Below are 23,439 nucleotides of genomic sequence, written 5' to 3'. Positions count from 1 at the left end.
GCTGCCATTCGGATCATGAAACGGGCTCTTGGTGCAGCGCTCGTTCTGACGGGCACACTAGCGCCCTCCACCATGGCTGCGTCCACAGTCGATGTGCCTGTCAGCGCGCGTCAGATACCCACGTTCAAAGTCGGTTCAGAAGAGAAACGGTTCGGCAAGCTGGAATTCGTCGGCGGGCTGATCATGCATTCTCCCGAACCGCTTTTTGGCGCAATCTCCAGCATTCGTTTTCTACCGGATGGCCGTCATTTTCTTGCGGTGCTGGACACCGGCCACTGGCTCACTGGCGCCATAGATCGCAACCCATCCGATGTGTTGTCTGGCATTTCAGATGTCCGCATCGACACCATGCTGGATGAAAATGGCCACGAGGCGAAACGCAAGATGGATATGGACGCGGAAGGACTGGCGCTCCGCGCCGGTCAAGCCTTCGTCAGCTACGAGCGTTGGCCGCGGATCGAAATATTCGCCCGAAAAGATCTCGCAACTGCAAAGCCTGTAGGGCAATTGCCGGTCCTCATCCCGATTGAGGAGTTTCGTCGCAACGCCGGAATAGAGACGCTTGTGCTCTCGCCCATCGACGGGCCTCTCAAGGGGGCTATGGTGATCGTCGCGGAGGGGAGCTTCGACAAGGATGGACACCTCTTTGCAGCTGTCCTCGAAGGACCGCGCAAGGGAATTTTTGCCGTCGCCCATGACAGCTCCTTTTCGGTAACAGACGGAGCCTTTTTGCCCAACGGCGATCTGCTGTTGCTGGAACGCCGCTTCAATCTGGCCGAGGGTATAGGAATGCGCATCCGTCGTATTTCTGTCGATGCCATCAAACCCGGCGCTGTCGTTGATGGTGAAGTTCTCATGAAAGCCGATCTTTCAAACCAGATCGACAATATGGAGGGTATCGATGTCATCGCCGGTCCGGATGGCTCGACACACGTCATTCTTGTTTCGGACGACAATCATTCTTTCCTGCAAAGAAACATCATGCTGGAATTCAAGCTCACCCAATAGAGCTGTTTTTGGTATGAAATCGCAAATTGTCAGATAGAACAGTCATTGCTTTTTNACGAATATCTCAAATATTACAGCAATTTAATCTTCCATCATCTTCCGTTTTGAGTATTTGGCGCGTTAAGTGGTTTAGAGGGATGCTAGAGACCCGTTCTCTACAGCCCTATCGATACAACCCATTTCGTTTGCATAATACGACTCTGAAGATACACGTTCACTGACTTTATCATTCGCTGTTCTACCAGGAATATACTCCGACCGTGAAGTGTATCGATTAGCCTGTCGCGCATTTGCTAAGCTGTCCAAAGGACTTCCGCATGAAATATGTCATTACAGTCGTGCTGATCGCTGCCATTTCCGCCGTGCTGTTCATCAATCGCGAAACAGTGGAATCGTATCTTCCTGCATGGGCAAGCCAGACCTCGGTCAAGACGTCGGATACCCATGCTGCGGCAGAGGGTCAGTCCAAGGGCGGCGGCAAACGGGGCGGTGGCGGACAGGCTGGCGCGCGTGTTTCAGCGGTAAAGGTGGCGGTTGCCAGGACGGCATCGATGCCGGTCTTGCGCCAGACGATCGGCTCGATCGTTCCCGTAGCGCAGACCGCACTGACGAGCCCTATTTCCGGCATTGTTGCAAATGTGCTGGCAAGCGATGGTGCGGAGGTCAAGGCGGGCGATCTGCTGGTGCAACTGGATGACCGAACGATCAAGGCGAATATCGAGCGCGACGAAGCGCAACTGGCCAAGGATCAATCGGTGCTGGATGCTGCGAATGCGACACTTGGCCGAGTGGAAAGCCTGAGTAAATCAGGCGTCGACACCCAGCAGCAATTCAGTGATGCCACCGCGACGGCCAAACAGGCTGCTGCTACTGTTTCCGTCGACAAGGCAAATCTTGCGGCCGACAATGTTGTGCTGTCGCAAACCCAAATCCATGCGCCCTTTGATGGCAAACTGGGTGCTGTCCTTTTGTCGCGAGGCGCATATGTGGCTCCTGGCGCCAATGTCGTGATGTTGACGCAGATGAAGCCGGTCTACGCCGAATTTACCTTGCCGGAACCGGATATCGATCTCGTTCGTACGAACCTTTCCAATAAAAGTCTGACGGCAGATGTGTATCCAACCCAGGGGCAGACCGAAAAAATGTCCGGGTCTGGTGACATCGTCTTCATCGACAACACGATCGATTCCGCGTCCGGGACGTTCAAACTGCGTGTCCGTCTAGACAATGAAGCCGAAACGTTCTGGCCCGGCCAATCTTTGAATGTCACGGTCAATGCGGGTAAAATCGATAATCTGGTGACGGTTCCTCTTGTTGCACTTCAGCCTCGTGGCGATGGATATGTTTCTTATGTCGTCCATCCCGACAATACGGTTGAATTGCGCAAGGTGACGCTGGCCCTCAGTGACGGCAAGATAGCCGGTCTCTCGCAAGGCTTGGCAGATGGCGAGGCGGTCGTTGTCGAAGGGCAGGCCAGCCTGACGAATGGCAGTCATGTGACCGTCGCTGAACAAACACATGAAGCCGCTCCGAAAGCTGACGCCATCGCCGGTACTGCGCCATGAACATTTCCGAGATTTTCATCCGTCGGCCGGTTGCCACGATCCTTCTCATCATCGGCGTGCTGATCGCCGGTGCATCTGCCTACAAAAACCTGCCAGTTGCAGCACTACCTCAGGCAGACTTCCCGACTATCAATGTGAACGCACAGCTTGCGGGCGCAGCGCCTGACACCATGGCGAGTTCGGTCGCGACGCCCCTTATCAAACAATTCGAGACCATTGCTGGTATCGATACGATCACGGCCAGCTCTTCGCTCGGCAACACACAGATCACGATCCAGTTTAATCTGTCACGAAACATCGATGCCGCAGCCGCGGACGTCCAGGCGGCCATTGCGCGCGCTCAAAGGCAATTGCCTGACAATATGACGTCGCCGCCGAGCTATCGTAAGGCTAACCCCGCTGACGCTGCGGTGATCATTCTCGCGCTCACCAGCGACGGTGCCGAACTGACGAAGATGGATGATCTGGCCGAGAATGTCATTTCACCTGCCTTATCCACTATCTCAGGCGTAGCGCAGGCGCAGATTTTCGGTGCCAAGACCTATGCCGTGCGCGTGGAGGTCGATCCGTCGAAACTGTCCAGCCGTGGCTTGTCGCTCGATAGTCTTTCAACGACGCTGGCTGCCGCGAACAATCAATCACCGATTGGCACCCTGCAAAATTCGTCGCAAGCATTGACGTTGGATGCATCCACACAACGTACCAACGCGGCTGCGTTTCGCACGTTGATTATCGCTAATCCAAATGGCCGGGCCGTCCGCCTTCAGGATGTCGCCACAGTCAAGGACAGTGTGGAAGTCGTCAATCAGGGCAGCTGGCTGGATGGTACGCCAGCCATTGTCCTGGCCGTGCAGCGTCAGCCGGGCGCAAATACCGTGGCCGTCGTTGATGCCATCAAGGCGAAACTTCCGGAGTTGCAGGCGGGCTTGCCCGGGAATATGCACATCAATGTCGTCAACGATGCGTCGGTCTCCATCCGTGCCGCGGTTGCCGACGTCGAAGTGACGCTTATGGTGACACTCGGCTTGGTGATCCTGGTCATCTATCTCTTCCTGCGTCAGATATGGGCCACGCTCATTCCAGGCCTTGCCGTACCATTGTCTCTGGTTGCCACATTGGGTGCGATGTATGCGCTCGGATTTTCGATCGACAACATCTCCCTGCTCGGATTGACACTTTCAGTCGGTCTGGTGGTGGATGATGCCATCGTGATGCTGGAAAATATCGTCCGCAAAGTCGAAGAGGGCATGCCGCCGTTTCAGGCAGCCATTGAAGGCAGCAGCGAAGTCACCGGCACTATCATCTCGATGTCGATCTCGCTGGTCGCCGTCTTTTTGCCGATCCTCCTGATGGGCGGTATCGTTGGACGCGTGCTGAACGAATTCGGCGTGGTCGTCACGCTTGCCATCATGTCGTCTGCTGTCGTTTCGCTTACGGTTACGCCCATGTTGGCCGCACGGTTGCCACACCACGAGGCGCCAGAGAACCCGAAAAAGACGTTGTTCGACCGGGCAACGGATGCCTATGGCCGATCGGTCGGCTGGTGCCTTGCGCACCGCTTCGTTGTCATAATTCTGTTCGTTCTCACCTTGATCGGTTCCGGCTGGATGTTCTCGAGCCTCGCCCGCAGCTTCTTTCCGACCGAAGACATTGGCCTGTTGACGGTTTCGACGCAGGCTCGGCAGGACATATCCTATAAGGCGATGAACGCGCTTCAGACGAAGGCCGCAGATATCCTGTCGGCCGATCCCGCCGTGGCCCACGTCACCTCCACGCTGGGTTCCGGCCCTGGCGGTTCGGCGCTGAACTCAGGTACGCTTCTGGTGCAGTTGAAACCCGCCGACGACAGGCCGGCGCTTGACGTGACGCTGGGTACGTTGCGGCACTCGTTATCCAGCATTGCCGGTCTGAAAACATTCATCACTCCGCAGCAAAGTCTGCGGTTTGGCGGAAGAAGCACCCAGAGCCTTTATCAGGTCGTGCTGCAATCCATCGATGCGTCCGCTGCGCGGCAATGGTCTCAGACACTCGGAGACGCCATGCGGGCAGATAGCGCGCATTTCGTCGATGTCGCATCCGACTTGCAGGACAGTGCGCTTCAGGCCCACATCGAGGTCGATCACGATAGAGCAAACAGCCTCGGCGTGACATCACAGGCCTTGCGCACGACGCTGGAAGCAGCGTTCGGCAGCTATGTCGCAACGCAAATCCAGACGACCGGCAACAGCTATGACGTCATTCTCGAATATGATCAGTCGTTGGAATGGAACGAGCAGACGCTGGGTGCGCTCAAAGTCGGCTCGACATCCGGAACGCTCGTTCCGCTGTTGAGCTTCGCAAAANTAACGCGCGTCTCCGGTCCAGTTACCGTCAACCAGACCGGACAGCTGACAGCTGTTACCCTGTCGTTCAACCTTCCAGCAGGCGTAGCGCTGGGCACCACGACGGAGCAGCTGGATCAAATCAAGCAGCAGATACAGCTTCCCTCGACTGTAACAACCAGTCTCGCCGGTGCCGCGCAGATATTCAAACAGACCAGTGATAGCACCGGCCTGCTCATCGGCGCGGCGATCCTTACCATCTACATCGTGCTGGGCGTGTTCTATGAAAGCTTCCTGCATCCGTTGACCATCCTGTCCGGCCTGCCATCGGCGGCGTTTGGCGCGCTGCTCACCCTCAAGCTGTTCGGCTTTGACCTGTCCATCATCGCGCTGATCGGATTGCTGATGCTGATAGGTATCGTCAAGAAGAATGCGATCATGATGATCGATGTTGCCTTGACCTTGCAACGCGATGAGAAAATGCCAACGCTGGAGGCTATCCACGAAGCAGCCGTGCGGCGCCTCCGTCCGATCATGATGACGACATTCTGCGCGCTTTTCGGTGCTCTTCCCATCGCTTTGGGAACGGGCGCGAGCTCGGAGCTTCGTCAACCGCTCGGTATTGCCGTGGTCGGAGGACTTATCGTCAGCCAGATTTTGACGCTTTTCATGACGCCGGTGATATTCGTGGAGGTAGAGCGTTTCTCAGACTTCCTGAAATCGTTATGGAAGTCCAAACGGCAGGAGCCTGTCACGCAATAGGGCAACGGCCGCATCTCTGTCACGAATGGACCTGCAATATCATGCATTTGCTCTATTCGTGTACATGTGCAAAGGTGCTAATCTCTGTTGCAACACGGCCATAGTCCGGGAAAGACGACCGACATGGCATTGCGTGACTTCTCATCGATCCCGTTGACGTCGCTTTCCAGCTTGACCGAGGCAACTGCAAGAATTGCAGGCGCAAGGACACAGGACGACGTCATCGAGGCTGTTCGCGCATCGGCCCGCGCGCTCATGGGATGTCAGGGCATCGCCATTATCCGTCGGGATAACGACCTCTGCCACTATGTCGAAGAGGATGCCGTTGGTCCTCTTTGGAAAGGGAAGAGATTTCCGGCTGCCGCATGCATCAGCGGCTGGGCGATGATGAACCGGAAGACGGCTGTGATTCCGGACATCGTAAANGATGAACGTATCCCGCACGACCTTTACGCCGACACCTTCGTCAAGGCTTTGGTTATGGCGCCGGTGGGCGCAAACAATCCCATCGGCGCAATCGGCGCTTACTGGTCTTATGTCTATGAGCCGACCCAATGGGAGATCGATGTCCTCGAGGCACTGGCCAGTGCCGCCACGTCTGCCTTTGAAACCGTGGATTTGATTGGTGCGCTATCGAGTGATCTGGCGCAGGCACGCAGCCTTCTGCCGGATTTTTCAGGCGACCAAAGCGATTTTTCGAAAGACATCGAGAGGGTAGGCGGCATCGCCGCGGTTCCCACTATTCTGGACGTCGTGCTTCGTATGACCGGCATGGGTTTTGCCGCTGTTACCAGGGTAACGAAAGACCGATGGGTTACCTGCCAGTCGCTCGATCACGTTGGGTTTGGCCTGAAGCCTGGCGATGAACTGCCGGTTGAAAGTACATTGTGCAATGAAATCCGTGATCACCGCGAAGCCGTCGTCTTCGACGATTCCGCGACCGATCCTCTTTACAAAGATCATCATACGCCGCGGATCTATGGCCTTCGGAGCTATATTTCAGTACCGATCATACTGTCCAACGGCCAGTTCTTTGGCTCGTTATGTGCGATCGATCCCAACCCTGCCAAGGTCAATAATCCGCAGGTTCTGGGTGCCTTCCGGCTTTTTGCCGAATTGATCGGCCATCATCTGGATGCAGATGAAAGGCTGAAACTGACACAGGATATGCTTGAGCGTGAGCGGCAGGTGTCGGAGCTTCGCGAGCAGTTCATCGCGGTTCTCGGCCATGACCTGCGCAATCCTATTGCTGCTGTAGACGCGGGTACATCCCGCCTCTTGAAAGAAGGCTGGACCGAGCGCAGCCCGCTGATACTGAAGCTGATGAGGTCCAGCATTGCCCGCATGGGCGGACTGGTCGACAACGTCATGGATCTGGCACGGGCGAGGCTGGGCGGCGGTATTTCTCTTGATATTGCCGAGCACGACGTTGCGACCACATTGTCCCACGTCATTGATGAACTTCTCGTTGCACATCCCGATAGAAGCATCGAGGTCGATTTCGACATTTCCAAGCCGCTGTTCATCGACCGTTTGCGGATAGCCCAGATGTTCTCCAATCTCGTGTCGAATGCCTTGACACACGGCATCACGGACGGCCCTGTCACGATCAAAGGTTACGTCGGGGATGGCCATCTGCACATTTCTGTCAGCAATGTCGGCACGCCAATTCCTGTCGAAACGTTTGATAAGCTGTTTCAGCCATTTCGCAGAGGTGATCTGCGCCCCAGCATGGAAGGGCTTGGTCTCGGGCTCTACATCGCCTCGGAAATTGCCAAGGCGCATAATGGGGCCATCGCCGTTCACTCCGACCACGTAGAAACGCGGTTTACATTTNCCATGCCGGTTTTGACCCCGGAGCATTCACTTCCAGGCGCATAAAACGTATGGAAGCGGCTTGATAGCCCGCAAGAGCGACAGTCCTTACAGAGGCATTTCGTTATCCCGCTGAATATCGTACACGAACATATCGATATGGTTGTGGGGTTGTGCGCGATGATTGAAANTCAAAAGCTGGATGACAGGGAAAAGCAGACGCATCGCCGAGGATTTGGCGTCGCCACGGTCTATGAGACCTTGCGCAACGAGATCATCGAACTCAAGCTTGCGCCCGGAAGTCCGATCGATGAAGTTCAGCTTTCCGACCGTTTCGAGCTTTCCAGAACGCCCATCCGTGAGGCTCTGGTCAAACTCTCGGCCGACGGGCTGATCACCACTTTGACAAACCGCGCAACCATCGTGTCGCAAATCGATTTTCTCGGTCTTCCCGAATTTTTTGATGCGCTGACACTAATGTACCGCGTGACAACACGGCTTGCTGCTGCAAACCACACCAAAGACGATATCGTCACCATCAGGGCGTTTCAGAAGTCGTTCGAGACGGCGGTAAACGAGCGCGATGTTCTTGCCATGATTTCCACCAACCGGGACTTTCACCTCGCAATCGCCTGGGCTGGTCGCAACCGGCACTACACGGAGCTTTTCACCCGTTTGCTTGATGAGGGACGCCGCATCCTGCGACTTTATTATTCGTCATTCAACGATGTCTTGCCACGCCACTATGTTACCGAACATGAGGATATGATCCGGGCGATTATTGAGCGGGATGTCGGGAAGTCGGACCAGATTGCCGTTGCGCACGCCGATCAGATCGTGCAGCAAATTCGCTCATACATTGCCGCCGATACCCGCCAGAGCGTGGATTTGCCGCTCTGACGTTTTAATCGACACGGATCGACTCCCCACGGTCACACACATCGCACCCGCGAAAATTCTTGTATTTTATTTGTCGACAAGTAGTAAGCGCCGTGATAATCATCGGGCAATGATTGAGACGGGTCATTACGCCCCTAAAGAAAAATGAGGTTTCAGACATGGCAGATACGATTTTNACCGGCTGCATTCCCGCGCTTATGACGCCATGCAATGCGGACCGAACGCCTGATTTTGATGGACTTGTCAAAANGGGCAAGGACCTGATCGCGGCTGGCATGTCCGCTGTCGTCTATTGCGGTTCGATGGGTGACTGGCCGCTTTTGACGGATGAAGAGCGCCAGGAAGGCGTAAAGCGTCTGACTGACGCGGGCATTCCCGTCATTGTCGGCACCGGTGCCATCAACACGAAGTCTGCTGTCAGCCACGCCGCGCATGCCGCCAAGGTTGGTGCCAAGGGCCTGATGGTCATCCCGCGGGTTCTGTCTCGTGGTTCGTCGTCCTCGGCCCAGAAGGCGCATTTTTCAGCCATTCTGGAGGCCGCTGATGGCCTTCCAGCTGTCATCTACAACAGCCCCTATTATGGCTTTGCAACACGCGCCGAGCTGTTTTTCGATCTTCGGTCGCGTTACGCGAACCTCATCGGCTTCAAGGAATTCGGTGGCAAGGCGGATATGACCTATGCTGCCGAAAACATCACTGCTGGTGATGATGATCTGACACTGATGATCGGAGTGGATACCGGCGTCTACCATGGCTTCGTAAATTGCGGCGCAGGCGGTGCCATCACGGGCATTGGCAACGCGCTGCCAAAGGAAGTATTGCACCTCGTTTCCCTGTGCGAAAAGGCGGCAAAGGGTGACGCTACGGCGCGCNGTGACGCACGGGAGCTCGAGGAAGCACTGACTGTACTCTCTGCCTATGATGAGGGTCCGGATCTGGTGCTCCATTACAAGTATCTGATGGTGCTGAATGGTGACGCTGAGTACAGCTTGCACTTCAATGAGACGGATGAACTCAGCGCATCCCAGCGCCGCCAGCTTGAAAACCAGTATGCGCTGTTCAAGGCATGGTACGCATCGCGTTATCCGAACTGATATTGGTCGCCGCTTTTACAGGCAGACCAAAAGAAANTGCGCCCTGACGGGGCGCATTTGCGTTTTCAAGGTTTGATGTTTGACGCAGGCGATCTGCTTTTCGGCAGATTTCCAGCTGTGGTGCCGCGCATATGGTTCATCATGACCTAGCACCAAAAAANGCAGGTTTTTAGCCTTGCACCTCTAGTTGCTAGAGGTCGTAAGACATCCCTCATAACCGAGAGGAATGTCAGATGAGAACGTCGTTGCAGACAAGATTTCGCGTCGAAGGTATGGATTGCGCGTCCTGCGCTTCCAAGATCGATACCGCTGTGCGGCGCATGCCAGGAGTGGAAGACGTTTCCGTCTCCGTCACCGCAGGCACGATGACTGTCAGTCATGATGAGAAAAGTGACCTAATCGCTATCGGGAAAAAGGTGACCAGCCTGGGTTACGAGGCCGCGCAGCTTTCAGCGGGCGTTTCCGGCAAACCGGAAGCATCCCACCACCAGGGTTCCTGCTGCACGGATGACCATGAACATCACCACGACCACGGTCACGGTCACACCTCTCAGGACGTCGGCGCTGCGGTGGTTGTTGAAGGTTTGCATGGTCATGACCACGCGCCGAACAGTGGAGCCTGGTGGAAANGCAAAANGGGTAAAACGACTATTCTGGCAGGCGTAGCGCTGGTCGTTGCCTATGGTGTCGGGCATCTGTTTCCCGCTATTCAAATCTACGCCTTTGCACTTGCTATGCTCGTGGGTCTGGTGCCGATTGCGCGCCGCGCGATCATGGCTGCATTTGCCGGCACGCCGTTTNCCATAGAANTGCTGATGACGATTGCGGCGCTTGGCGCTCTCGTCATCAATGCAACCGAAGAAGCGGCCGCCGTCGTCTTCCTGTTTCTTGTCGGGGAGTTGCTGGAGGGCGTGGCTGCCGGGAAAGCCAGAGACAGCATCAAATCGCTTGCCGCGCTCGTTCCCAAGACGGCATTGTTGGAAGACGCTGGCAAGACACGAGAAGTGCCGGCCGAAACGCTTGCCGTCGGCGCCATTATCCTCGTGCGTCCGGGCGACCGTATCTCGGCTGACGGTGTGATCGTTTCGGGTGATAGCAGTATCGATGAAGCACCAGTCACGGGCGAAAGCGTGCCGGTGAACAAGGGTGTGGACGATGTCGTCTTTGCCGGTACGGTCAATGGTAACGCGGCCCTTCGCGTCCGGGTCACGGCGGCAGCGCAAGACAATACTATCGCTCGCGTCGTGAAGCTGGTGGAGGAGGCGCAGGAGAAAAAGGCGCCGACCGAGCGCTTTATCGACCGTTTCTCCAAATATTACACTCCTTCAGTGGTGCTTGTCGCAGCGTTGGTTGCCATTGTGCCACCCGTCATCATGGGGGCGGACTGGAATGAGTGGATTNATAAGGGGCTGGCCATTCTGTTGATCGGCTGCCCCTGCGCGCTGGTCATTTCCACACCAGCTGCCATTGCCGCTTCCCTGTCTGCTGGTGCCCGTCGCGGGCTGTTGATGAAGGGCGGGGCGGTTCTTGAAGGGCTTGGAAAACTTACCGCCATTGCGCTGGACAAGACCGGGACGTTGACGGAAGGAAAGCCGAAGGTCACGGATATCCTGCCATTCGATTTAGCTGAAACGGATGTTCTACGCCTCGCCGCAGCACTGGAAACGGGTTCGAGCCACCCGCTTGCACTCGCCATTCTCGCCAAGGCCGAGAAAGATGGCGTCCTCGTCCCTGCCGCGCAAGACGCAAAAGCACTGGGCGGCAAAGGCGTTACCGCCGTCGTGGAGGGGCAGGAGATATTTCTGGGCTCCCCCCGCGCTGCCGCCGAGAGAGTGGCCATTCCAGACCGGCATCTCACGACAATTGCCGCATTGAACGATGAGGGTAAAACGGTTTCCGTTCTGCTGGTCGGCGGAAAACTCGCCGGTGCCATCGCCATGCGTGACGAGCCGCGTGCCGATGCCATGTCCGGCCTGTCCTTGCTGAAAGACAGGGGCATAAAGATCGTCATGCTGACGGGCGATAACAAACGCACCGCGGATGCCATCGGTCAAACCCTCGGCATCGAGGTTCGCGCCGAGTTGATGCCAGAGGACAAGCAGCGGATCGTCGGAGAGATGAAAGCCCAGGGCTTCGTTGTCGGCAAGGTCGGAGATGGTATCAACGATGCACCAGCGCTTGCCGCTGCCGATATCGGCATTGCCATGGGTGGCGGAACGGATGTCGCCTTGGAAACGGCAGACGCCGCCGTCCTGCACGGGCGTGTCGCCGATATCGCCAATATGGTCGATTTGTCCAAACGCACCATGCGCAATATTCATCAGAATATCGCGATGTCGCTGGGCCTGAAGCTGGTGTTTCTGGTGACGACAGTCATAGGCCTCACCGGCCTCTGGCCCGCCATTCTGGCCGACACGGGTGCAACTGTTCTGGTAACGCTCAATGCCTTGAGGCTGCTGCGATTGAAATCAGCTTAAAATAGAAGGGGCTGCACGATCGAATGCAGCCCCGTTTTTGACGGAGAAGCCTAATCTTTCCAGACCGACACGGCTTGTGGTTCCAGCACGTTTTTGCCAAGCACTAGCCTTGCGCCATCCGGCACGGTCCAGGTTTCAGTACCGTAATTGAAGGCGAACGTCAGATTACCGCGTCGGCGTATGCGAATGTAATCCGGCAACGGCATGGTTTTAAGACCAGCCTTTGCAGCCACCAGCGCCAGCACGTTGCTCAGCAATGTCTCGTCTGCCCAGCACGCCAGATACAGCATATTGCCCTTTNCCGTCAGCGCCGGGTCGCCATTGGCAAAGCGTGCGACCACTGTGGCAGACGTCTGCACCGTTTCACGCCAGCGAATGGCAGCGCCGGTTACCTCGCCAGACACCGCGTCGGAAAGACCGGGTCGCAGGGTGGAGACCTGTGTGACACGGTTGCCGGTGCGCTCACCCAACGGTCCCGGCGGCAGATTCTTAGGAATGACGAAGTTGCGGTCTCGCGATCCGGTGCGTGCACCGATGAGGATTTGCCCTGTTGCCCCGGCAAGAGCAGCTTCCGCTGCTACATCGACTTCCGTCATGCAGGGAACGACCACAAGTGCGTAGCCTTCGAGCGAATCGCCCGGGCGCACGAAGTCGATATCCAGACCGAGACGGCGCAGGCTTTCATACCAGCGGAAGCAAAGCTCCTCGTAACGGAAGTCTTTTGCCTGCGGCTGAATCATTGTCGTCCAGTAGCTCTGGTAATCGAAGACAAGTGCGACCTGCGCCCTGCCGCTTTCCGGCAGGCTGCCGAAGCTCTCGAGTTCCTTGCCAACCTGCTGTGCTTCCAGCCCGCCGGGAGAAAGCTCATCCAGACCTGACATGTTCAGGCCCGCATGCATCTGTTCCTGCGCAAAGGGCGCTTGCCGCCAGCGGAAATAGCTGACGACCTCAGCCCCGTGTGCCAGCGCTTCCCATGTCCATAGCCTCACCATGCCGGGCTTCGGCACCGGGTTCCACGGTGCCCAGTTCACCGGGCCGGGTTGCTGCTCCATCACCCAGAAGCGACCCTTGCCGACGCTGCGGTAGAGGTCGTGATGGTAGGGCGCGATATCGGGATGCGAGGTCTGCGCCCAGCAGTTGCGCTCTTCTTCGGTGAAGGGAAACTTCTCGACAAAGCCGATTGGATAGCTGTCCCAGGATGCAAGATCGAGATTGTCTCCGACCTTGAAGTGGTCGAAATCCGAGACGAAACCCATGAAATTATGGGTGATCCAGCGGTTTGGCGAGTGCTTCCGAATGATATCGCATTGCATCTTGTCATAGGCCGCAACCTGATCGGACTGGAACCGCCAGAAATCGAGGCGGGTTGCCGGGTTGGTTTCGGTGACTGTAAGGTTCGGTAGCGAAACATCATCGAAACTCTTCAGTTCCATCGACCAGAAGACCGAACCCCAGGCTTCGTTCAGCTGTTCCGGCGACTGATAGCGCAGGCGCAGCCATTGCTTGAAATGCTTGAGATCTTCTGGACCCCAGGATGCGGTGGTGTCGTGGCAACCATATTCGTTGTCCGTCTGCCAGCCGACGAGGCCGGGATGTGCGCCATAACGCTGCGCAATAATCTCGACAATGCGTGCGCTTTCCCGCCACCATGTTTGAGACGAAAAGGTGTAATGCCGACGCGAGCCAAAGCCGCGCACCTTGCCGTCTTCGTCATAGGGCAGAATATCGGGATGCTCATCCACCAGCCATTTGGGTGGCGTGGCGGTGGGCGTTCCCAGCACAACCTTGAGGCCAGCGGCATGGAGCACGTCCATCCCCCGGTCCAGCCAGCCGAAATCGAATTCCCCACGCGCAGGCTCAAGCCGCGACCAGGCAAATTCACCAATGCGCACAAAGGAAATGCCAAGCTCGCGCATGCGGCGTGCGTCTTCAGCCCAACGGCTTTCGTCCCAGTGCTCTGGATAATAACATACGCCCAGCATTATCGCGTCAAATCCCCATTGATGATGGCATGGCCTTGCTCGTCAAAGACGTGGCATGCCTTGGCATTGATGCCGAGTTTCAGCGTATCGCCCGGTTTGGCACTGGCCAGACCATCCGCCTTGACGGAGATTTCCGAGCCATCCGCCAGTTCCACGAAGAACAGCGTTTCCGAGCCGAGATATTCCGCAAGCCGCACCGTGCCTTCCAGCACCACGTCGCCCTCGCCAGTGGCACTCATGTGCTCGGGNCGGATGCCAACAGATGCGCCTGCCAACGAGGCACCAGCAGGACCGTCAAGGGTAAGTGGCACGTTGCCGGGCAGGGTCAGACTGATTTNGCCGCTCTGGCTCTTCGCGGGTACTTTCAGCACATTCATCTTCGGCGAGCCNATGAAGCCAGCCACGAAGAGATTTGCCGGACGGTGGTAAAGCTCAAGCGGCGTTCCAACCTGCTCGATCTTGCCCGCAGACAGAACCACGATCTTGTCGGCCATCGTCATGGCTTCCACCTGGTCATGGGTCACATAGATCATCGTTGCTTTCAGATCCTTGTGCAGCTTAGAAAGCTCGCCGCGCATCTGCACGCGCAGGGCCGCATCGAGGTTGGACAGCGGCTCATCGAAAAGGAAGACTTCCGGGTTGCGAACAATGGCACGGCCAATGGCCACACGCTGGCGCTGGCCGCCGGAAAGCTGGCCCGGCTTGCGCTGAAGCAGCGGTTCAAGCTGCAACAGTTTGGCCGCATGCGCCGTGCGCTCTGCAATCATCTCCTTGGAATGGCCGGTCATGCGAAGTCCAAAGCCGATGTTTTCAGCGACGGTCATATGCGGATAAAGTGCATAGGACTGGAAANCCATGGCCACGCCCCGTTCCGAGGGTCCAATCTTGGTCATGTCCTTGCCGCCAATGGAAAGGGCACCGGAGGTGATCTGCTCCAGACCGGCAATCATCCGCAACAGCGTGGATTTCCCGCAGCCGGAGGGGCCAACAAAGACGCAGAATTCGCCATCCTTCACGTCGAGATCGACGCCCTTGATGACGCTGAGAGCGCCAAACTCTTTCTTGACGTTGCGCAGGCTTACGTCAGCCATTGATCTTGCCTCCCTTGACAGGTTCCAGTTCGAGGAGCAGCGCGCTTTCCGGTTTCAGCATCGGCAATGGCAGGCCTGTAAGGCCCACGCTGGAAAGCTCGAAGCTGATATCGCCGGAGAGCAGCTTTGTCTGGCCCTCGGAGATGCGAATGAATTCCGGCTTTGCCGGAAGTGAATTTGTGATTTTCCATGTGCCGCCCAGCTTGGTCACGCTGGCAGGCAGTTTGAGCGGTGCCGGTTGCTCGCCCACCATCTGCGGCCCCTGCGCGACGATAACGACGATCTTGTCGGCACTTGCTGCACCCCAGACGTAACGTCCGTCCACAGGCTCTGCCTGAAAATTCGCCCCCGGCGCATGCAGCAGGGCACGAAGCCGCTTGTAGGTTTCGATGTAGAGTTTCAGCTCGCTGCGTTCCTCGTTCGTCAATTCCAGCGGATTGAGCTCGACGCCCAGATGGTAAGCCATGGCCACCAGCCCCCGAAACGCCAGCGTATGGCGGCGGCCCGTCTGATGGTTGGGCGACGCGGAAATGTGGCTGCCGAGAATTTCCGGCGGCACGAACAGCGATGCGCCGCGCTGGATTTCCAGCCGTTCCAGAGCGTCGGTGCAATCCGATGTCCAGACCCGGTGGGTGCGGGCCAAGGCACCGAAATCGATGCGGCCACCGCCGGAGGCGCAGCTTTCGATTTCGACAGTCGGATGCGCCGCGCGCACGCGGTCCATCAGCGCATAGACGGCGCGGGTCTGAGCCGAAATCTTCGCCTTGCCATCACGCCCGCCCGCATGGGTCAGGTCGCGGTTCATGTCCCACTTCACATAGGAAACGGCATGGTTGGCAAGGACAGCGTCGATCTTGGCAAACAGGTAGTCGGAAACCTCTTGCCGTGTCAGATCAAGCACAAGCTGGGTGCGCGATTGCAGCAGCGGACGACCATCGATCTGCAAGGCCCAATCCGGGTGCTTCTTGTAAAGCTCCGATACCGGGTTGATCATTTCAGGCTCGAACCAGATGCCGAACTGCATGCCAAGGCCGGTCACGTGGTCCACCAGCGGCTTCAGCCCTTTAGGATATTTGCGGGCATCGATATCCCAGTCGCCGAGGCTTGTGGTGTCGTCATCGCGCTTGCCGAACCAGCCATCATCCAGCACGAAGCGTTCGATGCCGATCTCTGCCGCAGCTGTTGCCTGCGCCTTCAGAGAGTCCATCTTGTGGTCGAAGTAGTTGCCTTCCCAGGTGTTCAGCGTCACCGGACGCGGAGCCATTTTGCCACCGGGCCAGTCCAGAAGCTCACCGCGCACGAAGGCGTGAAATGCCTCAGTATCCGGCCCGGCATAGGCAACGGGGCTCTGGTAGGTTTCGCCAGGTGGGAGAATGACTTCACCCGGCTCGAACAGTTCACCCAAATGGATCAGCCGCTGGCCATCATCCGTGCGGTCAATAACAACATGGTGGTTGCCGCTCCATCCGAGTGTCACGCCGAAACGCTGCCCAGCGGTTTCGACAAAGATCATCGGAAANCGATCATGTGATGTGCGCCCGCGACGGCTTTCCTGAGACCAGATGCCGTTGCAGAGAACTTCCTTGCGGGTCTGGAACTCACGTCCCCACATGCCGGTAAAGGTGGTCAATTCCGTTTCACCCGCCGAAGACGCAAAGGTGGCCGCCATGCAGCGGTCCAGCTGGTAGTCGGTGTCTCCACGGTTGGTCAGCGATGTGGACATGGAGATCAGGCCGGACACATGCTCGGTCAGGGTGATCGCAATATCGATTTTCACCACGTCATCATGGCCGCGCAGGATCGTCGCATGTCCTGCGGTTTCCACCTTCCACGCGCCGAACTGCAGCGTGAAATCACGCCCCTGCCGGTGGCCTGAAATGGCAGGCCAGCCGAAAAAGCCCATTCCACCCGTTGGCAGCAGCACCGAGGTGGGCACAGCCACGTCCATGCCGTTCACCCGGCTGGAACGCTCGATGTCAAACAGCGGATCGACAGAGGTTGCCGCTGTTGCAAAGGACAGGATTTCGGGCATGCCGAGTTCGGGCAGGCGAAGGTTCAGCGTGAAGCTTCCTTTGCCGATTGTGATGATATGGCTCATCCCTTGGTCGCTCCCAGTGTCAGTCCGGCAATGAAGTGCTTTNGCATGATGAAGAACATGGCAACGGGCGGCAGAGCCGCAACCAGCGAGCCTGCCGAAACCAGATGCCAGGCGGCAACCCATTGTCCGTTCAGAGAATAGAGACCGGCGGTCACCGGCATGGCGTGCTGTCCCTGCACCAGAACCGTGGCCCAGAAATAATCATTCCACACGAAGGTGAAGACGAGGACGGAGAGCGCCGCAATGGCCGGGCGCATCAGCGGCAGCACGATATGGCGGAAAATCTTCCATTCCGACACGCCTTCAACACGCGCGGATTCGATCAGCGCAAAGGGGAGCCCCTTGATGAAATTGCGCATGAACAGGGTGCAGAACCCGGTCTGGAACGCGACGTGGAACAGCACAAGGCCCATGGTCGTATCGTAAAGACCGGCCCGCAACGTCATGTCACGCACCGGCACCATCAGGATCTGGAACGGAATGAAGTTGCCAGCCACGAACATGAAGAACAGCAGCAGGTTGGCCTTGAACTTGTAGACTGCCAGCGCAAAGCCGGTGAGGCAGGACAGTGCAACAGCGCCGATGACGGTCGGGATCGTGACCTTGAACGAGTTCAGAATATAGAGCCCAATGGGCGAATCCCGGAAGACTGCCGTGTAGTTCTCAACGCCGGCAAAGCCCGAGGGAATGCCGAAGTAATTGCCGGCGGCAAAATCACCTGCCGGTCTGACGGATGTGATCGCCACGCCGATCAATGGCAAAAGCCAGAGAATGAGCGCAATCGGCAGTATGATCTTGTAGCCCCAGCGAATGAGGGGTGAGGCTGTCTGAATGGGTGCGGGGAACATCAGGAATTCCTTTCCTGGCTCAGCATGCGCACGATGAAGAGCGTAATGAAAATCATCATGATGAGGAACAGGACCACGGCGATGGCTGCGCCATAGCCCATGCGGAAGCCGTATTCCGACAGCGCCTGTTCATACATGAANTAGGAGAGCACCGAGCTGGAGCCATAGGGACCGCCAGCGGTCATGACGGAGACGAGGTCGAAGGAGCGCAGCGAGCCGATGACGGTGACGACCATGGCGATGAAGGTTGCGGGCGCCAGCTGCGGCAGAATGATGTTCCACAACAGTTTGAAACCCTTGGCGCCATCCATGCGCGCGGCTTCCACCTGCTCGGGATTGATGTTGTTGAGGCCCGTCAGATAANGGATCATACAATAGGCTGTCTGGGGCCAGAGGCCAGCAACGATGATGCCGTAGGTCACGTAGTTTTCGTCGGCGAGGATCGCGATCTGCTGGCCGGTCAGCCGTTCCAGAAGCTTGGAAAACAGCCCGAAATCCGGTGCGTAGAACCAGGTGAACATCAAGCCGACGACGACCTGACTGATGACGAAGGGGAAAAAGAACAGCGATTTATAGAGACGGATGCCGCGCACATTCTGGTTCAGAAACAACGCCACTGCCAAGCCTGCCGGAATGGACAGGAGATACAGCACCAGCCAGATGATGTTGTTTTTNAGCGAGACATAGAATGTGTCGTCCTGAAGCAGCTCGGCATAATTGCCAAAGCCAACCCAGCTCATCTCACCCATTCCGTCCCAGTCATGAAAACTGATCCAGATGGATTGGAAAATTGGCACCAGAACATAAAGGACAAACATCAACAAGCCGGGGGCGAGAAAGAGCCAGGGGGCTAGTTTTTGCTGATTGCGTTTCCAGAAACTGGGCGGTGGTGAAACGGCGTTGCTCACGGCGGCACCTTTGGGAAAATATATATAAGAAAGCGGCCGGGTGCCTGGGCAGTGCCTCTTACGGCACCCGGAGCTGGGAGGAAGGGTTATTATTTATAGACGCGGGCGCGGACTTTTTCGAGACGTGCCAGAATGGCGTCGATCTTGTCGGGCTTGACCATGAATTCCTGGAAGCCTTCCATACCGGCCTTGGCCATTTCCGCCTGCGCATCGCGATCATAGAACTGTGCGATGGCAGTTGCCTTGGAGAGCATGTCGAAGCCAGCCTCGAGGAACGGGTCCGTGGGCTTTTCCGCCTTGTTGTTGACGGACAGCTGACCCATCGTCGCGTTCATTTTCGTCTGCGCTTGCGGTGATGCGACATAGGCGAGGAATTTCTTCGCATCGTCCTTGTTGTTCGCGCCCTTTGGAATGTGGAACGTATCGGTTGGCGCTTCCTCGGCCACGGGAAGACCAGCGGTGATTTCCGGGAAGGGCAGGAAGCCGATCTGCTCTTCTTTCAGTCCACCGTTTTTGAATGTGGCAACGGCAAAATTGCCCATCAGATACATGGCTGCCTTGCCTTGCACCAACTGCGGAACGGCATCCTGCCAGTCGATAGCGGCATGGTTTNCAATGAAATAGCCCGGCTTGACCAGCTCGGCCCATTTCTCGAACACGGCCTTCACGCGCGGGTCCGTATAGGGGACCTTGCCCGATGTCAGCTCCATGTGGAAATCATAGCCGTTGATGCGCAGGTCGAGATAGTCGAACCATCCAGCCGTTGGCCACAGTGCCTTGGTGCCGATGGTGAACGGCGTGATGCCAGCGTCTTTCAGCTTCCTCGATGCAGCCAGAAGCTCGTCCCACGTCTTGGGCGGCGTGATGCTTTGGCTCTGGAAAATGTCTTTGCGGTAGTAGATGCCCCATTGATAGTAGGTGTAGGGAACGCCCCATTTCTTGCCGTCGATTGTCATGGAAGGAGACGCGGACTTCAACTGGTCTTCCAGACTGTTCGCAGTCCAGACATCCGTCACGTCTTCAAAGAGACCAGCCTTGACGAAAGGCTCCATGCGGTTGCCTGCATACCATGCAACGACGTCAGGGGCATCTGCGGTCAGGAAATTGCGAATGGCAGACTTGTAGCCTTCGTGATCGAAGTTGTTCCACTTCACTGTCACGTCAGGATTGGCCTTCTGGAAGTCGGCGATCAGCTCTTCCATGGCCTTCTTCGGCACAGGGTCCGAGTGGTCGGAATTGATGGTGATCTCGCCCGCGAAGGCAGATGAGAACAGCGCTGCCGACAAGGCAACTCCGCTGAGGCTTTTAAAAAGGGTCATGTTTTCCTCCCTATGACCGTGACATGTCGCCGTGGAGAATGTGAACCATAAGCACGCCCTCCCAAGCCAAATCCAAGTTCGGCTTGAACATCTGACCGAAACCCGCAATAAGCTACCGAAATTCCGGATAGTTTCTCTAGGATTCTAAGATTATGGTGTCCATACAGCTTGCCCGGCGCGATGAATCCGTGCCGGTGCATCCAGAGCACGACCCACGGCATCCGCTGGTTGTCTTCGGCGATCACCGCTTTTGCGCTGGCGAAACATCATTGGTGCAGGTCATGGCCGGGCCGCACATGCACAGTCAAGTGGAGCTGAATTTCGTTCTCGAAGGGCAGATGACCTATTGGTTCGACGGGCGCGAGCTTTCCATTGGCAAGGGGCGACTGTGCCTGTTCTGGGGTATGATTCCACATCAGGTGATCGAGCGTGCGGAAGGGACGGCCTTCGTCTGCCTTTACATTCCCATGTCGTTCTTTCTTGGTCTTGCCAGCCTGACCCGTTTCAGGGATGCGGTGTTTCGTGGCGCCATGATCGAAGCGCTGGAACTGCGCTCCTACGACCAGGATATATTTCAGCGATGGCGTGATGAGTTGCGCTCTGGTGAAGAAGGTCTCATTGAGATCGTGCGCAACGAATTGAGCGCGCGCGTGCTTCGCATCGAGCGTGATGGCTGGCGCGATCTGCGCGAAGAAGGCTCGGCCATAGCGAGCCTCGGCGCCAATGACAGTGAACGCATGGAGCATGTGGAGCGCATGCTGCGCTACATCGCGGAAAATGCACTGAGCGAGATTTCCTCCGAAGATGTCGGCAGAGATGCGGGNCTGCACCCCAACTACGCCATGTCGGTGTTCAAGCGTGCTGTCGGCATGACCATCAACCAGGCCATTATCCGCCACCGTCTCGACACGGCCCAGTCCCTGCTGATTGCAACCGATCTCCCGATTACGGATGTGGCTTTTGAGTCCGGATTTGGCTCGATTTCCCGCTTTTATCAAGCATTCTCGGAGCGTTTTGCCATGCGGCCTAAGCAGTACCGCGCCAGTATGCGCAGCAAGGTTTAAGTTAAGGCCCGTCGCAGACCGGTGCCTGCCCCGTCACCACCTCACCCACTTCAATGCCGTAGGCCCGAAAGCCCTGTGCATCGAGCGTGATGATGCGGTAGCATGGATTGCCGCCGGTCCAGAAAGGCATAGGGCTGGTCAGGTCGGTAATGAAGCGATGGGCGCATGCCTGGCCCGAACTGAAGGCGATGCCTTCTGCACTTGTGCCGGCTAACGGCACATGAATATGGCCGAACACGATATGCCGAATGCCACCCTTATGGGTCGCAAGCTTACGCATGACAGCACCGTCATCGTGCATCCCGATCTTCTCGAAGTGGGCAATGCCGCAGTCCATCGGCGGATGATGGATGAAANCCGTTACCGGCAGATTGCCAGCATTTTCCAGCGCATCTGCAAGAAACGCCATGCGGTCTTCGCCATATATGCCACCGATGACGCCAGCTTCGTGGCTGTCTAGGAAGATCAGACGTCCGAAATCCGTATCCATAAAAGACTGGATGAAGCCGTTTTCGTCATGGGGATGCTCTGGAAAGGCGACCCGGAAATTCGGTCGGTCGTCATGGTTACCCAGCATCAGCCGCACGTCGAATGGGACGGACGCAAGAATATCGCGAAGAATGTCATAGGCCTCCGGGTCCCNGAAATTGCAGAGATCACCCGTCATGACCAGCAGATCCGTGTCCATGTGCTTGTCGAGAATGTCGGTCACAGCGGCACGCAACTGCTTTTCAGGATCGACGCCGTTCACGGACTGGCCGGAAAGCATGAGGTGCGTATCGGTGATCTGGATGATTTNCATGGCGGAGCTTTCAGGCAATAGGGTTGGCTGCGGGGNCACTCCCCGCAGCCATTAATCAATGTCGTCGTTTACTTCATCAAGCCGTTGGTCTGCTCGACAATCTGCTTCAGGCCGTCTTCCGGTGTCACTTCGCCGCGCATCACGGTGCCGATGATGTCGCGCTGGGTGCGCCAGATGCGAACGGAGTCACCGCCCGGATATCCAGCCCATGGAAGCGAACGCTCTGCCTGCAACGAAGCGGTCTTCACATTTGGATGCTCGGCATAATACGGTGCCAGAAAATCGGGGCCGATGGCGAGCTTGTTGGTTGGCAGGTAGCCGGTGATGCGAACGATAACGTTCTGGGCTTCAGGACCGGTGATCCACTTCATGTATTTCCAGGCAGCATCCTGCTTGGCCTTGTCCTGCGTCAACATCACAGCCGAGTTGCCGCCTGTCGGTACGCCACCCTTTNCCGGGTTGTCGAGCGGGAAGGTCGAGGTCTTCAGCTCGAAACGGTCGCCAACCAGTGCTTCGATGGTTTGAACATGCGCAGGCGTGGAGAAGATGAAGCCTGTCAGGCCAGCACCGAATTGCTGACGGGACTGGTCCCAATCTAACAGGTTCTGGCCGCCTTCGGTGACGAAACGACGGGTGAGCTTGAGGGCGTTGAGGCCGATTTCGTTGTTGAAGCCGACAGTCTTGGTTGCTTCATCCACCAGCTTGCCGCCCTGCTGGGTGATCAACGCCTGCCACAGCCAGTCATCCGGCCACAGGTTGATGTCGTAGCCCATTCCAGAGACTTTGGTATCCTGCTGGTGGATTTTGCTGGCAAGCGCAATCAAGCCGTCGAAGGTCTTCGGCATGTTGGCAGGATCACCACCTGCTTTGCGCACCAGTTCGGCATTGACGTAGATGATTGGCGATGAGGCGTTGACGGGCAGGCCGTACTGCTTGCCGTCGATCTTGCCCAGTGCCGCCATGTTCGGCGTGTAGTTTTTGTCGAGGAAGGACTGACCGCCTTCGGCTTCGATGAACGGCGCCAGGTCTGTGATCTGCTTGCGCGGAACGAGTGCATGCACCAGTTCTGCCGTCAGATTGTAACCGGAGAAATAGACATCCGGCAGATTGCCGGTCACGGCAGCGCGCAGCACCTGCTGCTGGCCGTCATTATAGCCCGGTGCCGGAGCCAGAAAGTTGATCTTGATGTCTGGGTTGTTCTTCATGAATTCATCGGCCAGCGGCTGATGGAATTTCGTGAAGCCCGGCAGATTGTAAAGGACGTTGAGGGTTACGTCGGCAGCAAAGCTCGGCGTTGAAACGCCGGCAAGAGCGATGCTAAGGGCCAGGCCGCCAAGTGCGGTCCGTCGGTTGATTTNCATGTCGTTCTCCAGAGGTGCTGTTGG

The 23,439-nt window shown here is 57.0% G+C and carries 16 protein-coding genes; 8 read left to right on the top strand and 8 right to left on the bottom strand.

The genetic code is table 11. The annotated features are described in order from the left end of the window. Positions 1-15: 15 nt before the first annotated feature. The 7 genes from CUC55_RS05645 to CUC55_RS05615 all read left to right on the top strand — a co-directional run bounded on the left by CUC55_RS05645 (position 16) and on the right by CUC55_RS05615 (position 11,942). Positions 16-1,008 carry an esterase-like activity of phytase family protein gene (locus tag CUC55_RS05645; RefSeq protein WP_067652438.1) on the top strand — a complete coding sequence of 331 codons (993 nt, stop codon included), beginning with the start codon at positions 16-18 and terminating at the stop codon, positions 1,006-1,008. A gap of 317 nt (positions 1,009-1,325) precedes the next feature. Then, complete coding sequence (locus CUC55_RS05640; protein WP_067652159.1) at positions 1,326-2,573, top strand: efflux RND transporter periplasmic adaptor subunit; 1,248 nt, start codon at positions 1,326-1,328, stop codon at positions 2,571-2,573. Next, on the top strand, positions 2,570-5,656 hold the full coding sequence (locus tag CUC55_RS05635; protein WP_103087221.1) for an efflux RND transporter permease subunit: 3,087 nt from the start codon (positions 2,570-2,572) through the stop codon (positions 5,654-5,656). The genes CUC55_RS05640 and CUC55_RS05635 overlap by 4 nt, the downstream gene beginning before the upstream one ends. Before the next feature lie 123 nt (positions 5,657-5,779). After that, a complete protein-coding gene (locus tag CUC55_RS23380) occupies positions 5,780-7,537 on the top strand; it encodes an ATP-binding protein (RefSeq protein ID WP_103087220.1) in 1,758 nt (585 codons plus the stop codon). A 114-nt stretch (positions 7,538-7,651) separates the two neighbouring features. Continuing rightward, on the top strand, positions 7,652-8,371 hold the full coding sequence (locus CUC55_RS05625) for a GntR family transcriptional regulator (protein ID WP_103087219.1): 720 nt from the start codon (positions 7,652-7,654) through the stop codon (positions 8,369-8,371). Between the two features lie 158 nt (positions 8,372-8,529). Next, entirely contained in the window at positions 8,530-9,465 is a 936-nt protein-coding gene (locus tag CUC55_RS05620; RefSeq protein WP_103087218.1) for a dihydrodipicolinate synthase family protein, read from the top strand. Between the two features lie 233 nt (positions 9,466-9,698). After that, on the top strand, positions 9,699-11,942 hold the full coding sequence (locus tag CUC55_RS05615) for a heavy metal translocating P-type ATPase (protein WP_103087217.1): 2,244 nt from the start codon (positions 9,699-9,701) through the stop codon (positions 11,940-11,942). A 50-nt stretch (positions 11,943-11,992) separates the two neighbouring features. On the opposite strand, the gene CUC55_RS05610 is transcribed toward CUC55_RS05615, so the two are convergent. The 6 genes from CUC55_RS05610 to CUC55_RS05585 form a co-directional block, all read right to left on the bottom strand. Next, positions 11,993-13,924 carry a beta-galactosidase gene (locus CUC55_RS05610; protein ID WP_103087216.1) on the bottom strand — a complete coding sequence of 644 codons (1,932 nt, stop codon included), beginning with the start codon at positions 13,922-13,924 and terminating at the stop codon, positions 11,993-11,995. Further along, the gene (locus tag CUC55_RS05605) at positions 13,924-15,015 is read right to left on the bottom strand and encodes an ABC transporter ATP-binding protein (RefSeq protein ID WP_103087215.1); all 1,092 of its coding nucleotides are present in this window, start codon (positions 15,013-15,015) and stop codon (positions 13,924-13,926) included. The genes CUC55_RS05610 and CUC55_RS05605 overlap by 1 nt, the downstream gene beginning before the upstream one ends. Next, a complete protein-coding gene (locus CUC55_RS05600) occupies positions 15,008-16,918 on the bottom strand; it encodes an alpha-galactosidase (RefSeq protein ID WP_425352756.1) in 1,911 nt (636 codons plus the stop codon). Before CUC55_RS05600 ends, CUC55_RS05605 begins: the two co-directional genes overlap by 8 nt. Before the next feature lie 191 nt (positions 16,919-17,109). Beyond that, the gene (locus CUC55_RS05595; RefSeq protein ID WP_103087214.1) at positions 17,110-17,961 is read right to left on the bottom strand and encodes a carbohydrate ABC transporter permease; all 852 of its coding nucleotides are present in this window, start codon (positions 17,959-17,961) and stop codon (positions 17,110-17,112) included. Continuing rightward, on the bottom strand, positions 17,961-18,779 hold the full coding sequence (locus CUC55_RS05590; protein ID WP_425352755.1) for a carbohydrate ABC transporter permease: 819 nt from the start codon (positions 18,777-18,779) through the stop codon (positions 17,961-17,963). The genes CUC55_RS05595 and CUC55_RS05590 overlap by 1 nt, the downstream gene beginning before the upstream one ends. A 179-nt stretch (positions 18,780-18,958) precedes the next feature. Next, a complete protein-coding gene (locus tag CUC55_RS05585; protein WP_103087212.1) occupies positions 18,959-20,188 on the bottom strand; it encodes an ABC transporter substrate-binding protein in 1,230 nt (409 codons plus the stop codon). Positions 20,189-20,340: 152 nt separating this feature from the next. Here CUC55_RS05585 and CUC55_RS05580 point away from each other — a divergent pair, with 152 nt between their 5' ends. Beyond that, positions 20,341-21,252: a helix-turn-helix domain-containing protein gene (locus CUC55_RS05580; RefSeq protein ID WP_067652128.1), complete on the top strand. Its 912-nt coding sequence runs from the start codon at positions 20,341-20,343 to the stop codon at positions 21,250-21,252. A gap of 1 nt (position 21,253) precedes the next feature. Here CUC55_RS05580 and CUC55_RS05575 read toward each other — a convergent pair whose 3' ends face one another. Then, complete coding sequence (locus CUC55_RS05575) at positions 21,254-22,054, bottom strand: phosphodiesterase (RefSeq protein WP_103087211.1); 801 nt, start codon at positions 22,052-22,054, stop codon at positions 21,254-21,256. A gap of 68 nt (positions 22,055-22,122) precedes the next feature. Continuing rightward, positions 22,123-23,415: an ABC transporter substrate-binding protein gene (locus tag CUC55_RS05570; RefSeq protein WP_103087210.1), complete on the bottom strand. Its 1,293-nt coding sequence runs from the start codon at positions 23,413-23,415 to the stop codon at positions 22,123-22,125. Positions 23,416-23,439: the final 24 nt, after the last annotated feature.

The organism is Agrobacterium bohemicum (assembly GCF_002896715.1).
GTDB lineage: Bacteria > Pseudomonadota > Alphaproteobacteria > Rhizobiales > Rhizobiaceae > Agrobacterium > Agrobacterium bohemicum.
The sequence above is the reverse complement of the archived record's forward strand: the minus strand, read 5'-3'. Positions and strand labels throughout refer to the sequence as shown.

Excerpts from the sequence above, each read along its gene's own strand:
- CUC55_RS05645 (WP_067652438.1), top strand. The coding sequence starts at position 16 with ATGAAACGGGCTCTTGGTGCAGCGCTCGTTCTGACGGGCACACTAGCG.
- CUC55_RS05640 (WP_067652159.1), top strand. The coding sequence starts at position 1,326 with ATGAAATATGTCATTACAGTCGTGCTGATCGCTGCCATTTCCGCCGTG.